Consider the following 15,236-nt stretch of genomic DNA (forward strand, 5'->3'; position numbering starts at 1 on the left):
ACATGGATTAAGGAGCTTATATGTCAGTCCCTTCAAAGGAAAATATTAGATTAACAAAAAAAGACTTACGACAACTGCATGTTTCAACGTCGCTTTATCGTTGGTTTTTGCGTTATTTTCCTGATGGAGGCACTTACAGTGCTATCCATAGTGAGTTAATAAAACAGCGCCGTACACAGTGGATAGAAAGCCTTATTCAATATATTTATTTACGTCATTTTAGTGAAACATCCTTTGCCAAACAGGAACAAGAAGTGATGGAAAACATCTTGTTCCTGCTCGGTGATGAACAACAGCAAGGCGTGACATTACAACGCTTGCCATATCACAATACTTTACCAACATCTGAAAATATTCAATTTTCTACCGAATGGCATCAATTGATCTTAAAAAGTCAGCAATTAAGTACTGATCTTGCTTTGTGTGGGAATAATAATATTGTGGCTTTTTCTGGTGATGAAAATAGCATTGCCAACACAGGTTATAGCAATCAATTAATGATTACTGGTTTTGCAGGAAAAATAGCTAATTCAGGAAATCAGTGTCGTATTGGGAGTTTAGGCGGACGCTCCCGCATTTCCAATAGTGGCAATGATGTCAAAATTTATGCCTCAGGTAATGGTGTTCATATTGCAAACAGTGGCATACGCAATTTTATTACTGCCTCTCAAGATAGAGCAAAAATCACTAATACAGGTGATTTAGCACAAATCAATGTGACTGGAAAAAATGCTGTGGCAATTAGTACTGGCGATAACTGTAAAATCACAGTATCTGGCGACGACAGTATTTGCATATCAACAGGTAATCTCCATCAGTTCTGCTTAGGAAAAGGCGGTAGTGCTGTAATTGCATATCACGACGGCAATCGTACTCGCTTTAAAATCTTCTATGAAGGTGAAGATGGTATTGAAGCCGATGTTCGCTATACGTTAGATGAAAACCAACAACCTATGGCAGAAAAACTGTATTCTACAAATAAAAATTAATGAGCAACCTAAGCTAAACTGTTTGCTCTACTCTTAAATCAAATAGATACTATAATGTCCAAAATAGCTATTTTTTGCTATAATTAGACATTATAGTATCTATTTGAGGCTAACAAATGAAACTCTCATTACTTACTGATCTCGATGTTAGTCGAGCCTTTGCCTCTCATTTAAGAAAGTTGCGTGAAAAGGAAAAATGGTCACGTGAACAACTTGCCGAGCGTAGTACAGTTCCTGCTTCAACTATCAAAAAGTTTGAGTTACAAGGTAAAATTTCACTACGCCAGTTACTGTTACTTTGGCAATGCCTTGATGATTTAAATAATCTTTATGCGGTTGTTGATCCTAAGAAAGTGAATAAACCACGTATGCCAAGGACGATTGAAGAGGTATTACAAGATGAGTTTTAAGCCAATTCAAAAGCTAAATGTGACACGGACGTTATCTACAGGTGACTCGGTTTTAATGGGAACATTGGTACAAAACCATAGTGGTGTATTTTTTCAATATGATGCGCATTACTTAACACAATTTGGTAATAGTTCACCTTTTAATCTACAGAATAATACTGATTTACAAATAGCACCTAAAAAACCTCATGGCAATTTGCAAGGGCTTTTCTCGGATAGTTTACCTGATGGATGGGGGCGATTATTGCAAGATAGAATATTCCGCCAACATGGTATACAACCGCATGAAATTACAACGATGGATAGGTTAGCCTTTGTTGGTAATAAAGGTATGGGAGGATTATCTTATTTACCTGTCTCTGACTATCAAATAGATGAACAGTTTGAAGTTGATTTGATTAATTTAGGTTTAGAAGCACAAGCTGTATTTGATGGTCAAACGGAAATTGTTTTATCTAAACTTGCTATTGTTGGTAGCTCTGGTGGCGCTAGACCTAAAGCGTTGCTTTATTTTAAGCAAGGGGATTTTAATAAGTGTAAAACGTATGAAGAAGAAGGTGATGAATCATGGTTGATCAAATTTACGTCTAAGAACTTACCTCTTGGCCACGATGAAGGACTATGTGAAGCAATTTATCTCATCCTAGCAAAAGAGCTAGAGCTCAATCCCCCACAATGGCAACTTATTGATGTTCCTAAAAACAGTGATGGTAAATCTTGGTTAGCGCTAAAACGTTTTGATCATGTCACAAATAGTTCAGGTAAATCAGGACGTTTAATCATGCACAGTGCATGTGGATTATTAGATGCTGATTTTAGGTTACCTTCTTTGGATTACGAAGATTTAATCAAAGTAAACCGCGTACTATGCAAATCAGTTTCAGCCGGACAACTCCAGTTTAGACGAGCTATTTTTAATCTATTCGCTTCTAATCAAGATGATCACAGTAAAAACTGGTCATTTCTACAATATGATGATGGGCACTGGGAGCCAGCACCTTTTTATGATGTGACCTATAATCCCAATCCAAGAAATGAGCATATCACTTCATTTGGCGGGTATGGTAAAAAGCCACCATTAAATACAATAAAGCAACTTGCTGAAATAGCAGGTTTTGAAAGTTGGCAACAAGCACAAGCATATATTCATCATACCGTTGATGTTATTGCTCGATTCTCATCACTTGCCAAAAAATATGATGTATCAAAATTAGTACAAACAGATATAGAAAAAACACTGGCTGACCGTTTAAAAGAGAACCAGCACTTACTTTAATTTCAACAAAAAGGGAAACTTTCGTTTCCCTTTTTGTTGTTCAAATCAACGTACTTTATTGCTTTTTGATGGCTTCAATATGGATCACTTTTTTACTCTGTGAGCCTGCCACTTTATCGTAAATACCACAGACAACAATTGTCACCAATACAGGGATAAGCCACGCTAACCCCTGCTCACTTAATGGCAATTTAGCTGCCCATTCTGGTAATAGATGTTTCAGATAATCAGACGCTTTTATTGCATCAAAAATACCGAAAAATAAGCTAACTGCCATTGCTGGTGCGATAATACGACTTGAATTATTCCACAGACGTAATGTGAAACTCATTAAAATAATCACAATACAAGGTGGATAAATCATAATCAGCACAGGGATAGAAAACGCGATCAGTTTGCTCAATCCTAAATTTGAAACAACAGCTGAGAATATTGCTAAAATCAACACCAATGTACGATAAGAGATAGGCAAATAGCGACTAAAGAACTCTGCGCATGCGCACGTTAAACCAACCGCTGTCACCATACAGGCTAAGAAGATCAAGACAGCTAAGAAGAAGCTACCAAAGTTACCGAAAGTGTACTGAACATAGGCATGTAAAATATCAGCGCCATCTTGGGCACCCGGAATAATGCTGCCACTGCTAGAGCCTAATTTAAATAGACTCAAATAGATCGCAGTTAACAATACACCCGCAATAATTCCCGCCCACATAGTGTAACGCGTCAACAGTGATGAATTATCAATACCTCGAGAGCGAGCCGCATTAACAATCACGATACCAAAAACCATAGCCCCCAATGTATCCATGGTGAGGTAACCGTTAATAAAGCCTTGAGTTAATGCCATATCTCGATAAGCTTCAGTAGCAGGAATAGCACCACCCGCAGGCCAAAATATCGCTGCAACACCTAATACCGCCAATGCCAAAATTTTAATCGGCGCCAAAATATGACCGACGCTATCTAGTAATTTCCCCGGATAAAGCGAAATACCGATAACAATTAAAAAATAGACAATACTATAAATCAGCAATGACATTTCAGTATCACCCACTAAAGGAGCAATACCCACTTTAAAAGAGACAGTCGCAGTACGTGGTGTTGCGAAAAGAGGTCCAACAGCAAGATAAGCAACAATTGCTAATAATAGCCCCATTGATTTACCAATAGGTGTACTTAATGCTTCAATGCCGCCACCAACTTTAGCTAATGCAACGATGGTTAATACAGGTAAACCAACACCAGTAATAAGAAAGCCGATTGCAGCTGTCCAAACAAACTCACCGGATTGTAACCCCACCATAGGAGGAAAAATAATGTTACCAGCACCGACAAAAAGGGCAAAGGTCATAAACCCTAATGCCAGAATATCTCTGGAAGTTAATCTATGTGCCATAAGTTTTGTTAATATGTAGTTACAATAATTGTTAAATAGCGCCAAGATGGCGCAACATAAAATCAACAATATCTATTTAGGCTCATACCATCATTATTCAGGATAATATCCATGTATAATCATTTCATGTAGAGCAATTAAGTACTAAATAGAAAAAATTGCCGATAACTGGTCACAAGTAAAACTTTTATAATGAAAAAAGGCAATAGCCAATCCAAAAACCAGAATAATCATCTAAACTATTTTTCAGCGCTAGTTATAACTGTCATATATTATCGAATATGCATGATATGATTTGTGCATTTTATCACCAACAATATTAAGTGCTGACATCATTTAAAGTTAATATTAATTAATAATATTAAAATTTAACGCTACGATATTAGTTTTTATTGATATTAAAAAAGGAACAAAAAACCTTTATCACTGATTGAATACAAATGATAAAGGTTTTAAAAAAGACGTACTGCTAGTGTGTTTCTTTTGCGCTAAGCAATGTTTGAGGAAGGATAAAAGAGAATGTACTCCCAACACCCACTTTACTTTCAATATTCAATTGAGAGTGATGATGGAGCAACGATTTTTTCACAATGGCCAAACCTAACCCAGTACCACCAGAATGACGAGAGCGAGCTTTATCAACGCGATAAAAACGTTCTGTCAAACGCGTTAAGTGCTCAGCACTGATCCCCGCCCCATTATCTGAAACGCTAAATAACATACCTTGGGGGATTTTCTTCCAATTAACTTTGATTGTTGTTCCTTCTTCAGTGTGATTAATGGCGTTATACACTAAGTTAGAAACCGCACTACGCAGTTGCTCTTCATTACCACGAACAGCCCACTGATCATCAACATCAAAAACAATCTGATGCTGACCTTGGCTTAATGAGTTCGCTTCTTGTTGTAATAACGCCAAAATGGCAGGAATATCAACAATCTTGTTTAAATCAATATGCGGAGCAGATTCGATACGAGAAAGCTGTAAAAGTTGCTGAACAAGCGTATCCATACGTTTAGCTTGCTCTTGCATTGTGACTATCGCCTTATGCTCTGCGGGTTTTGCTACACTATTTTCTTCCATCATTTCAAGATAGCCTTGAATAACGGTTAGTGGTGTTCTTAACTCATGACTGACATTCGCAAAAAAATCACGTCGTGAGTTTTCTAGTTTATTTTTTTCTGTCACATCACGAGCCACCATCAAACGTTGATCTTCGCTATATGGCATCACACGGAACTCAACAATAGAACCACTATTTAATGAAATGGTTAAGGGACGACTAAAATCACCAGCAGTAAAGTAGTGCAAAAAATCAGGATAACGTAATAAGTTAAAAATATTTTGCCCATTATCTTCAGGCCAGCGAAAACCTAATAAATGTTGAGCAAGACTATTACACCAAAAAATATTCCCTTCATTTGTCATCATCACAACAGCATCAGGTAAGCTTTCAGCCCCACTTCTAAAACGTTTAATTAAGTCGCCTAATTCTCTGCGTCGTTTACGATTACGTTGTTGGGTCTGTCGAATACCATAAAAAATAGGCTCCCATCCTCCTCTGCCTTCAGGGGGTAAGACTGAGCGATCGAGCCATAACCATTTAGATAATTTCATCAAATTATAAGCATGCCAAACCAAAGCGCTAAGAAGTGATGCCACCAGCAACCAAGAAAGATGCCCGATAAAAAGCGATAATATAAAGGCAGGCAAACAAAATAGACATAGCCCCCAAACGAGGGCTTTCCATGATAGTCGTTCTAACACCAGACGATTACTCCCATATTGACTTAGAAACGGGCTGAAAAACGATATCCCGTTCCACGTACTGTCTGTATCATTCTGTCATGACCATCTTCTTCAATGGCCTTACGTAAACGACGAATATGCACATCAACAGTACGGTCTTCGACATAAACATTCGTTCCCCAAACGTAGTTTAGCAGTTGTTCTCTACTGTATACACGTTCGGGATGTGTCATAAAAAAGTGCAGGAGTTTAAATTCGGTGGGCCCCATATCAATCGGTTTGTCTTGACTCGTTACTCGATGAGAAACTGGATCAAGCGATAATCCATTGAATTCTATGACATCTTCCGCAGACATCGGGGATAAACGCCGTAAAATTGCCTTCACACGGGCGACAAGCTCTTTAGGTGAAAAGGGTTTGATAACATAATCATCAGCGCCCGTTTCTAAGCCTTGGACTTTATCTTCTTCTTCCCCTTTTGCCGTTAGCATAATAATTGGAATATCGCGGGTGTTACTTTCCCGTTTCATCTGTTTTATTATCTGCAAACCAGATCCTCCGGGGATCATCCAATCTAATAAAACCAGATCAGGGTAAGGATCAATAAGAAAGCTCAATGCAGAATCATAGTCTTCTGCTTCAATCGGTTGAAAACCATTTTGTTCCAAAACAAAACAGATCATCTCTCGAATTGCGGTTTCATCTTCAACAACAAGAATACGCCTTGCCATACTCTATCCTGTGTAATGTATATATATACTCTAAATCATTCGAGTTGCAGGTAGGCGGCAAGCAAAGATATCCCGATGAGCATACTCATGTATATGATTCGGGTAGCTGAGCGTAGCCAACACCCCTGCAACTTGAAGGATGACGAGTATAGAGGGTCAAAATGATTATGATGCACTTTTATGACAGATTTATGACTAACCTTAACATTACTGAAATAGATCCCCATTGTTAAGGTAAATAAACCATTTTTTGGCGAAATATCACTCGAAAAGAAGGCTTATTGTTGAGTTTTCACTAAAAAAGCAAGGTGCGCTATACTCTTCATCAAATAAAAAAGAGGGATAGCAATGCGGATTATTCACACATCAGACTGGCATTTAGGACAATATTTTTTTACTAAAACCCGCGCACAAGAACATCAACAATTTCTCGATTGGTTATTAGTACAAATCAAAGTTCATCAAGTTGATGCTCTAATTGTTGCTGGTGACATATTTGATACAGGCTCCCCACCAAGTTATGCCAGAGAGCTGTATAATCGTTTTGTTGTTGCTATTCGAGATACACAATGTCAGCTTGTTATTCTAGGGGGTAATCACGACTCTGTCGCGACACTCAATGAATCAAAATCACTATTGGCATGTTTAAATACGACAGTTATTGCCAATGTTCATGCTGAAACACCACAAACCCCGATCATTCTTCGTCAAAAAGATAACATGCCAGGCGCATTACTTTGTGCGATCCCTTATCTACGCCCTAGAGATATGATAACGAGCCGAAGTGGGCAATCCGGTGCTGAAAAACAAAACGCGCTAAAAGAAGCGATTGCTGATTATTATCAAGTTCAATATCAAGCAGCTCTCGATTTACGTGAACAATTGAACGCCAAAATCCCTATTATTGCGACAGGTCACCTGACAACCATTGGTGCAAGCGTGAGCGATTCCGTACGAGAAATTTATATTGGTACTTTAGAAGCTTTTTCTGCAACCCTATTCCCTGAATTTGACTATATCGCTCTTGGCCATATTCATCGCCCTCAAGTGGTGAATAAATCAGGGCATATTCGTTACAGTGGCTCTCCAATTCCTTTAAGTTTTGATGAAAGTGGGCAACAAAAAAGTGTCTGTCTTATCGATTTTGAACAAGATAAATTAACTAACCTCACACTATTACCTATTCCTGAGTTTCAATTACTACGCACTATAAGTGGTTCATTAAAAGAGATAGCGATACAACTTGAGGATCTAAAAAAACAATACGATGAATTAGACACCACTATTTGGTTGGATATCGAAGTCTCAACTCAAGATTATCTCAGTGATATACAAGCTCGAATTCAAGAGCTCACTAACGACCCACTTTTTGATGTGGTTTTATTAAGAAGATCGAGAAAACAACGCCAAGTGCTCACTCAAAATGAAAAAGAAACACTGACAGAATTAACCGTTTATGATGTTTTTGAAAGACGTTTAGAACAACATGAGTTTGATTCAGAAGAAACTAAAACGCGATTAACCACATTGTTTAAACAAGCAGTTGAAATGGCAGAACGAGAGGATAACGAAGCAAAATGAAAATCTTAAGTCTGCGCTTTAAAAATATTAATTCCTTAAAAGGTGAATGGAAAATTAACTTTAACCAAGAGCCTTTTGTTAGCAACGGATTATTTGCGATTACAGGCCCTACTGGTGCGGGAAAAACTACCCTGTTAGATGCCATTAGTTTAGCGCTTTATCATAGAACCCCACGATTAGATAAAGTGACACAATCACAAAATGAGTTAATGACACGCCATACTGCAGAATGTTTGGCAGAAGTTGAATTTGAAGTCAAAGGTGTGGCTTATCGTGCATTTTGGGAACAACGCCGTGCTAATTATAAAGAAGATGGCAATCTTCAAGCACCACAAGCCGAACTTGTTAAAATAAATATAGCAGGAGATGAAGACAAAATATTGGCAAGCAAAATAAGCCAAGTAAAAGAGATGATCATCAGTATTACGGGGCTTGATTTTGATCGTTTCACTAAATCAATGTTGCTTTCTCAAGGGCAATTTGCGGCTTTTTTAAATGCAGATGATAAATCTCGCGCAGAGTTACTCGAAGAACTCACTGGTACAGATATTTATCGCCATATATCCCAATCTATATTTAAACATTGGCGTGAAGAAGAACAAGCATTAAAAACACTAAAACAGAAAGCTGAAATGATGGCGTTATTAGATGAAAATGCTCGCCAAGCTTTATTAACTGAACAGACTAATCTTTTTGCCAAAGAGAGCCTCTTACAAAAAGAACAGCAGGAATATCAAGTAGCAAAACAGTGGCAAGAAAAAGAAATTGAACTCAATAAAAATAAAGCGCTAGCGCAAACCGAGGTTAACTTAGCACAAGAAGCATTAGTTGCTGCCAAACCCGATATTCAACGTCTTGAAAATAGCGAACCTGCAGAAAAAATTCGTCCAATTTATGATGAAAAAAATCGCCTATTAAAAGAACAAGCCTATATTGCGTCACAACTCTCAGCACTAAAAGCAGAAAAACAGCTTATTGAACAACAAAGCCAACCAATTAATCAGCATTTAATCGAAGCACGTAACACATTTAAACAACACGATGAGAAGAAACAGCAAATATTACAACTTATTCGTGAAAAAGTGGCACCATTAGATAATCAATTAGCCTTGCTACAACAAGATATTTCAGCAAAAACACAACAAAAAAGTGCACTCGAAAAAACACAATCAGAATATCTGGAAAAAATTCAATCAACAGCACACCAATTAACAACATCACAAAAACAAGCCAGTGAATTAAATAATTATTTAAGCCAACATACGGCTTATGCTCAACTTGCTGAAAATCTACCTTTATGGCAACGCTATTTTGAGCAATATGATGAAGTCACAGAAAAATATCTTATTAGCAAAAAGAGTGAAAAAACAGAGCAAGAAAAAGAACACACTCTCAAACTTGCCTTAGAAAAAGCAACTAAAGCACTAGAGCAACAACAACACAGTCTTAATTTACAGCAACAGCAATTAAAGGCGTTGCAAACACAACTTGAGCAACAAAATAAAGCTGATGCAATTACAGATATCCCTCCTCGTTTACAGCAAATATCACAACAAAGAAATGCCCTTGCTAAACTGATGGGATTACAAGCTCAATTAGAGCGTGCTATAAAAGCTGAACATCAGCAGCAAAAAAGTTATTCAGAAAACCTGCAAAAAATAGCTATGCTCACTGAAAATATCAGTAAAAATAGCATCGTTTTAAAAGAAAAAGAGCAACATCATAAAGATTTAAATGATAATTATCTTTTAATACGAAAATTAGCGGAATATGAAGAAGAGAGACAACGCTTAGTTAAAGACACCCCATGTCCTGTTTGTGGTTCAACTGAACATCCTTATGTTGAAAAATATAAAGAAATTAAACCAGATGAAACAAAAACACGGTTAGATATTTTAACGCAACAAGTTCATGCATTAACAATAGAGTTAGTAGAACAAAAAACACAGTGTGCTAACTATCAAGCTCAAAACGAAAAGTTATGTCACGAACTTAAGCAACTCACACAAGATATTACGTCATTAACACAACAATGGCGTGATGTAGCGCAAACTTATGCATTACCGGATGTCGGCTGCGAAGAAACCGTTCTAACTCAATTAGATTCAGAACTTAAGCAAGAGGATAATTTACTGACGCAAAAACGAGTAAATTACCAAGCATTAGAAACCAAAATTCAGCAAGAATACAAACTATTATCTGATAACAAAGAGCAATTTAATCGACAACAGCAAACTGTTCTTCATCAACAAAATGAATTTGCTCAGCAACAGAAAGAAGTTTCCAATAAACAACAACAAACAGCGCAATATCTTCAGCAACAAACTCAGTTAGCGCAGGATCTTCAATCCCTTGTTAAACAGCAAGGTTATGAATTAAAGGAATTTGAAGATAAAATTCAATGGCTTACTTCACGTAAAGAAGAGAGCCAACAATATCAATCAATCTTAAAAACACATCACGAATTACAACAAACCATCCGCGAATTGCTATCAACGCAGGAAGAGAGAAAACGCTATTTATCTGAAATTCAAAAAGAACTTGATGCTGTTTTAGTCCATTTACAACAATTACACCAGCAACAAGCGCAGCTAAAAGCACAGCGCCAAGCTTTATTCGGGACACAAACCACCGAAGATGCACGTAATGAGTTGGATAAACGGAGTCTATCGTTACAAAAACAAATTGAGCAATATAGTGAAGAAAAAAACCGACTCGAAATCCGTTTAAATCAGCTTATTGGTCAATATCAGGAAAATGAAAAATCGTTACAACGGTTACAAACGTGTTCACAAGACATTATTGAACAATATCAATATGCGTTAAAAAATAGCCCGTTTGCTGACGAAAATGCATTTCTAACCTCTCTGTTATCCGCCGAGGAAAGACACCGTTTACAAGAGCAACAAAAACAACGCCTTGATAAACTGTTGCAAGAAAAAACGCGTTTAGATGCACAAGAAAATGCCTATCAACAACACTTATCACAACAACCAATCTTGATAACACAACAAAATTTTGAACAAATTACCGCTCAGTTATTACTGTTAGAAACACAACTTATTCAATTACAAGAAACGAAGTTTCGTATTCAAGAGCAACTACGAGCTGACGAGGAAAAACGTAAAGAGCAACAAAGCCTACTGACTCATATTGCTAAACAGCAAGCTCAATTTGATGACTGGAGTTATTTAAACGAATTAGTGGGATCTGCATCGGGAGATAAATTTAGCCGTTTTGCCCAAGGCTTAACGCTTGATCATCTCATTTATTTGGCTAACCGTCGTTTAGAAAAGCTTCATGGGCGTTACTTCTTGCAACGCAAAACACCTGCAAGCCTTGAACTACAAATTGCAGACACATGGCAAGCAGATGCTCTACGAGATACACGTACTCTCTCTGGTGGCGAAAGTTTCTTAGTCAGTTTATCACTCGCCTTAGCACTTTCGGATTTGGTCAGTAACAAAACTCAAATCGAATCACTCTTTTTAGATGAAGGCTTTGGCACATTAGATCCTGATACCTTAGATATTGCATTAGATGCGCTTGATAGCCTTAATGCATCCGGCAAAATTATTGGCGTAATTAGTCACGTAGAAGCCATGAAAGAACGTATTCCGGTACAAATTAAAGTGAAGAAAGCCGGAGGGTTAGGTATTAGCCAACTTGCTCCTGAGTTTAGATATGCAGATAAATAGAATATAAATCAATTAGTTAAAAACTAGGTCTAATATTTTGACGTAACTGATTAAATTTTTTATCTATCAATAAGTCACTACTAAGCCCTATAGTGTGTCCATAGATTAGCTCAAGCTAAAACACGCTTTAAGCGCTCAAATTTATCAAGGAGACAACCATGTCTAACGCATTTACTGATTTAATGAAAAAACGTAGAACAATTTATCATTTAGGTAATCAACTTCCAATTAGCGAAGACAGAGTCACTGCGATTATCAAAGAAGCGGTTAAAGAGAGCCCAACAGCATTTAACTCACAAACATCTCGTGTTGTTGTTCTGTTTGGTGAACAACATCAAAAACTGTGGGATATCGTTAAAAATACCCTGAAAAAATTAGTACCCGCAGAAGCATTTAGTGCAACTGAAGCAAAAATTAATAGCTTCGCCGCAGGTGCGGGTTCAATTTTGTATTTTGAAGATACTGATATCGTAAAAGGTCTGCAAGAGCAATTCCCACTGTATGCTGAGAACTTCCCTGTATGGTCAGAGCAAGCAAGTGGTATGGCACAACTTTCTGTTTGGACTGCATTAGCAGCAGAGAACGTAGGTGCTTCATTACAACACTACAATCCAATTATTGATGATGAAGTCCATGCAACTTGGGATCTGCCAAAAACATGGAAATTGAGAGCGCAAATGGTCTTTGGTTCAATTGAACAAGAGGCTGCTGAGAAGAATTATATGGAAGATGATGCACGCTTTAAAATCTTCAAATAAGTGTTAGAACAGACATCTGACAAAAGACCCTAAATAATACCCTCTTTTTACTTTCATTCCTTGCCCACAGCCACTGTGGGCTTTTTTTTACATACCTACAAAACACATGCCCACAAAACAAGAGTGGTGGCCTTATGCCACCACTCTTTTATGCTTTAATTAGTTTCAGATCGGTCTTTCGTTGTTTTTTCTGAACATCATAGAAATTTTCATGGGAACCGATATGCAAGAGATACAGTTCAACTTTGTTGGCGACCCATGAATAACCGAGTAAAACAGTCAACTCATTAAGCCTAAATTTGTGTACTCTGAGATAAGCAAGATCGCCTTTTTTCTGTTCTCCAATCAATGGATTATCAATTATTTGATCAATTTCATCTTCAATAATTTTCACATCTGATTCAGGCAACTTTTTCATTGCCTTTTCAAATCGAGCTGACTGATAAACATCAATCTCTTTTTGTGGTTCGGACATATCGAGAAACCTTTTTGTTTTCGACTTCCGCCTGTGCCAGTAACAATTCTTCGATAAAGCTATATGGCAGATCAGGGTTATCTTCAGCTATACGCCCTATTTTAGCCCAGTGTTCAATTTGTTTAGGAACACTTCTGCTTTTCGCTTCCGCATGAATTTTAGCATCAGACACAAAGTCTTCATCTAATCTTACGGAAATAGCCATTACTTACACTCCAAGCCTCACGGCAGTTATAACTTTAGAACTTGATAACATTAAAACGTTATAAGTTTAGATCTTTATAATGACGACAAAATGCAATCTTTTGTCGCTAAATAATACAATACACCACAAATTATTCCTTGTAAAGGCGTTGACTCTTATGCTTACTCCCCTACATTTGCAAATAAAAAACATAAAAAAAGAGCAAAGTGCGCAATGAATACAAAGGTAGGGATGGACCCTTTGTGTTCAACACTTTGCTCTCTTTATTTATTTACGCACCCCTTACCGAAGTAAAGGGTGCGATTTTCACAAGGCGTATGAAAATACGTTATTTACGTGTGATGTTATTCGCTTTTGGTTGAGCAATTGGAGACTGCTCAGCAAAGTATTTCACGACTGCATCAACATCTGGCACGCTGTAAACTGGATCTTTACCTTCTTTCAGTACAGAGAAGTTACTACCACCTGTTGCTAAGTATTCGTTAGCGACAACACGGTAAGATGCTTTCATATCCACTGGTTTACCGTCAATTTTCATTGATTCAACGATAACACGGTTACCATTAGAGGCTTTGCTATCCCATGTGTACTGGAAGTTACCAGATACGGCTAACACTTGTGGACGTGAACGATCCCACTGTTGTTCTAACAGGCGCTTGATTTGCTCACCGGTTAATGTTTGCGTTAACAGTACGTTAGAGAATGGTTGTACAGTGTAGATTGCGTTATAAGAAACGTCACCACCTGTCATATCAGCACGAATACCACCGCTGTTCATAAACGCGATTTGTGCGCCACCCATATCTTTTGGTTTAGCCGTATATAAATGTGCATCAGCAATGACTTGACCCAGTGCAGATTCACCCGCGTCGTTAGTTTGCTTAGTTAAATTACCTTCTAACTTACCGATAATACGGTTAGCTAATGGAGTAGCGATTTTTTCGTAAGCTTCTAACAGTTTAGTCACTGCTGGATCTTTTTCATATTTGCGGTTATCAACCCAAATATTACGAGCTTCTACATCAACAACATCTTTTGTTGTTTTATCTAATTTCAGGTCAATACGCGTTAACATTGCACCATTAGATTGTGCAGATGTCACTGATTTACCGTTGATAGTACAGTTGTAAGCTTGGTGAGTGTGACCCGTCACAACGAAGTCAATCGCGGGATCTAATTGATCAACAACACCCAGTACTTTACCCGTAATACCATTACATGCGTTGATATTTACTGGGCCACCATCACGACGCTGTGCTGCACCTTCGTGGATCAACACACCAATCGCTTGAACACCCTGTGCTTTTAACTGAGGTACTAATGCGTTGATGGTTTTTGCTTCGTTATGGAAACTTAAACCTTCAGTACCTTTAGGCGTTACGATTGCTGCAGTACCTTCTAGAGTGACACCAATAAAGGCTACAGGGATCCCGTTAAATTCTTTGATAACATATTCAGGAAATAACGTTTTACCTGTTTCATTAACCGTTACGTTTGCTGATAAGTATTGGAAATCAGCGCCTTTAAACTCAGTTGGACCTTGGCAACCCGTTACTGGGTGGCAACCACCGTTTTGTTTACGCAGTAACTCGCCCATGCCTTTATCAAATTCGTGGTTACCCACAGAAGTTGCTTCTAAGCCGGCTAATGATAATGCTTCGATTGAAGGCTCATCATGGAACATTGAAGATAACAGTGGGCTTGCTCCAACCATATCACCCGCCGCAACCACGATGTTGTTCGGGTTATCTTTCTTCATTTCTTTAATTAACGTAGCCATGTGCTCGATGCCACCAGGTTTGTTTGGACCTGGCGCTTTTAGCGCACCGTGGAAGTCGTTCATTGCGATAACACGCACATCAACAACATTAGCTTCGTCGTAGTTCTTTGCACAACCCGCTAATAAGACTGAGCTTACAGCAAGTGCAACGAGTTTATATTTATGATTCATTTAAAATTTATCC

General features: G+C 37.9%; 12 protein-coding genes. 6 read left to right on the forward strand and 6 right to left on the reverse strand.

Features of this window, described 5'->3' with window-relative positions; all coding sequences use genetic code 11:
- Positions 1 to 20: 20 nt before the first annotated feature.
- From ydhT to CUB63_RS08790, 3 genes are all read left to right on the forward strand, one after another.
- Positions 21 to 989 (forward strand): protein YdhT, encoded by a 969-nt coding sequence (ydhT, locus tag CUB63_RS08780; protein WP_109847888.1) that lies wholly within the window; start codon positions 21 to 23, stop codon positions 987 to 989.
- Positions 990 to 1,105: 116 nt separating this feature from the next.
- The gene (locus tag CUB63_RS08785; RefSeq protein ID WP_006535148.1) at positions 1,106 to 1,399 is read left to right on the forward strand and encodes a helix-turn-helix domain-containing protein; all 294 of its coding nucleotides are present in this window, start codon (positions 1,106 to 1,108) and stop codon (positions 1,397 to 1,399) included.
- On the forward strand, positions 1,389 to 2,675 hold the full coding sequence (locus tag CUB63_RS08790) for a type II toxin-antitoxin system HipA family toxin (protein ID WP_109399309.1): 1,287 nt from the start codon (positions 1,389 to 1,391) through the stop codon (positions 2,673 to 2,675). Before CUB63_RS08785 ends, CUB63_RS08790 begins: the two co-directional genes overlap by 11 nt.
- Positions 2,676 to 2,730: 55 nt before the next feature.
- Here CUB63_RS08790 and brnQ read toward each other — a convergent pair whose 3' ends face one another.
- The 3 genes from brnQ to phoB form a co-directional block, all read right to left on the reverse strand.
- Positions 2,731 to 4,074 (reverse strand): branched-chain amino acid transport system II carrier protein, encoded by a 1,344-nt coding sequence (brnQ, locus tag CUB63_RS08795; protein WP_072063698.1) that lies wholly within the window; start codon positions 4,072 to 4,074, stop codon positions 2,731 to 2,733.
- Positions 4,075 to 4,543: 469 nt separating this feature from the next.
- Positions 4,544 to 5,842: a phosphate regulon sensor histidine kinase PhoR gene (gene phoR, locus CUB63_RS08800; protein ID WP_109847889.1), complete on the reverse strand. Its 1,299-nt coding sequence runs from the start codon at positions 5,840 to 5,842 to the stop codon at positions 4,544 to 4,546.
- A gap of 23 nt (positions 5,843 to 5,865) precedes the next feature.
- On the reverse strand, positions 5,866 to 6,555 hold the full coding sequence (gene phoB, locus CUB63_RS08805; RefSeq protein ID WP_006535154.1) for a phosphate regulon transcriptional regulator PhoB: 690 nt from the start codon (positions 6,553 to 6,555) through the stop codon (positions 5,866 to 5,868).
- 348 nt (positions 6,556 to 6,903) lie between these two features.
- Here phoB and sbcD point away from each other — a divergent pair, with 348 nt between their 5' ends.
- The 3 genes from sbcD (at position 6,904) to CUB63_RS08825 (ending at position 12,592) form a co-directional block, all read left to right on the forward strand.
- Entirely contained in the window at positions 6,904 to 8,136 is a 1,233-nt protein-coding gene (gene sbcD / locus CUB63_RS08815; protein ID WP_109847891.1) for an exonuclease subunit SbcD, read from the forward strand.
- Positions 8,133 to 11,834 (forward strand): AAA family ATPase, encoded by a 3,702-nt coding sequence (locus CUB63_RS08820; RefSeq protein WP_109847892.1) that lies wholly within the window; start codon positions 8,133 to 8,135, stop codon positions 11,832 to 11,834. The genes sbcD and CUB63_RS08820 overlap by 4 nt, the downstream gene beginning before the upstream one ends.
- Before the next feature lie 158 nt (positions 11,835 to 11,992).
- Positions 11,993 to 12,592 (forward strand): nitroreductase family protein, encoded by a 600-nt coding sequence (locus tag CUB63_RS08825; protein WP_006535161.1) that lies wholly within the window; start codon positions 11,993 to 11,995, stop codon positions 12,590 to 12,592.
- Positions 12,593 to 12,740: 148 nt separating this feature from the next.
- Here the strand turns inward: CUB63_RS08825 and CUB63_RS08830 are convergent, their stop codons facing one another.
- From CUB63_RS08830 to CUB63_RS08840, 3 genes are all read right to left on the reverse strand, one after another.
- Positions 12,741 to 13,067, reverse strand: a complete 327-nt coding sequence (locus tag CUB63_RS08830) for a type II toxin-antitoxin system RelE/ParE family toxin (protein WP_006535162.1) — start codon at positions 13,065 to 13,067, stop codon at positions 12,741 to 12,743.
- The gene (locus CUB63_RS08835; RefSeq protein ID WP_004245167.1) at positions 13,042 to 13,272 is read right to left on the reverse strand and encodes a ParD-like family protein; all 231 of its coding nucleotides are present in this window, start codon (positions 13,270 to 13,272) and stop codon (positions 13,042 to 13,044) included. Before CUB63_RS08835 ends, CUB63_RS08830 begins: the two co-directional genes overlap by 26 nt.
- Positions 13,273 to 13,600: 328 nt before the next feature.
- A complete protein-coding gene (locus tag CUB63_RS08840; RefSeq protein WP_006535163.1) occupies positions 13,601 to 15,223 on the reverse strand; it encodes a bifunctional metallophosphatase/5'-nucleotidase in 1,623 nt (540 codons plus the stop codon).
- Between the last annotated feature and the right edge of the window lie 13 nt (positions 15,224 to 15,236).

Source organism: Proteus penneri, from assembly GCF_003144535.1.
Lineage (GTDB): Bacteria > Pseudomonadota > Gammaproteobacteria > Enterobacterales > Enterobacteriaceae > Proteus > Proteus penneri.

Bases quoted from the DNA above. Each gene is read 5' to 3' on its own strand.
- ydhT (WP_109847888.1), top strand. From the start codon at position 21: ATGTCAGTCCCTTCAAAGGAAAATATTAGATTAACAAAAAAAGACTTA.
- CUB63_RS08785 (WP_006535148.1), top strand. From the start codon at position 1,106: ATGAAACTCTCATTACTTACTGATCTCGATGTTAGTCGAGCCTTTGCC.
- CUB63_RS08790 (WP_109399309.1), top strand. From the start codon at position 1,389: ATGAGTTTTAAGCCAATTCAAAAGCTAAATGTGACACGGACGTTATCT.
- brnQ (WP_072063698.1), bottom strand. From the start codon at position 4,074: ATGGCACATAGATTAACTTCCAGAGATATTCTGGCATTAGGGTTTATG.
- phoB (WP_006535154.1), bottom strand. From the start codon at position 6,555: ATGGCAAGGCGTATTCTTGTTGTTGAAGATGAAACCGCAATTCGAGAG.
- sbcD (WP_109847891.1), top strand. From the start codon at position 6,904: ATGCGGATTATTCACACATCAGACTGGCATTTAGGACAATATTTTTTT.
- CUB63_RS08820 (WP_109847892.1), top strand. From the start codon at position 8,133: ATGAAAATCTTAAGTCTGCGCTTTAAAAATATTAATTCCTTAAAAGGT.
- CUB63_RS08825 (WP_006535161.1), top strand. From the start codon at position 11,993: ATGTCTAACGCATTTACTGATTTAATGAAAAAACGTAGAACAATTTAT.
- CUB63_RS08830 (WP_006535162.1), bottom strand. From the start codon at position 13,067: ATGTCCGAACCACAAAAAGAGATTGATGTTTATCAGTCAGCTCGATTT.
- CUB63_RS08835 (WP_004245167.1), bottom strand. From the start codon at position 13,272: ATGGCTATTTCCGTAAGATTAGATGAAGACTTTGTGTCTGATGCTAAA.
- CUB63_RS08840 (WP_006535163.1), bottom strand. From the start codon at position 15,223: ATGAATCATAAATATAAACTCGTTGCACTTGCTGTAAGCTCAGTCTTA.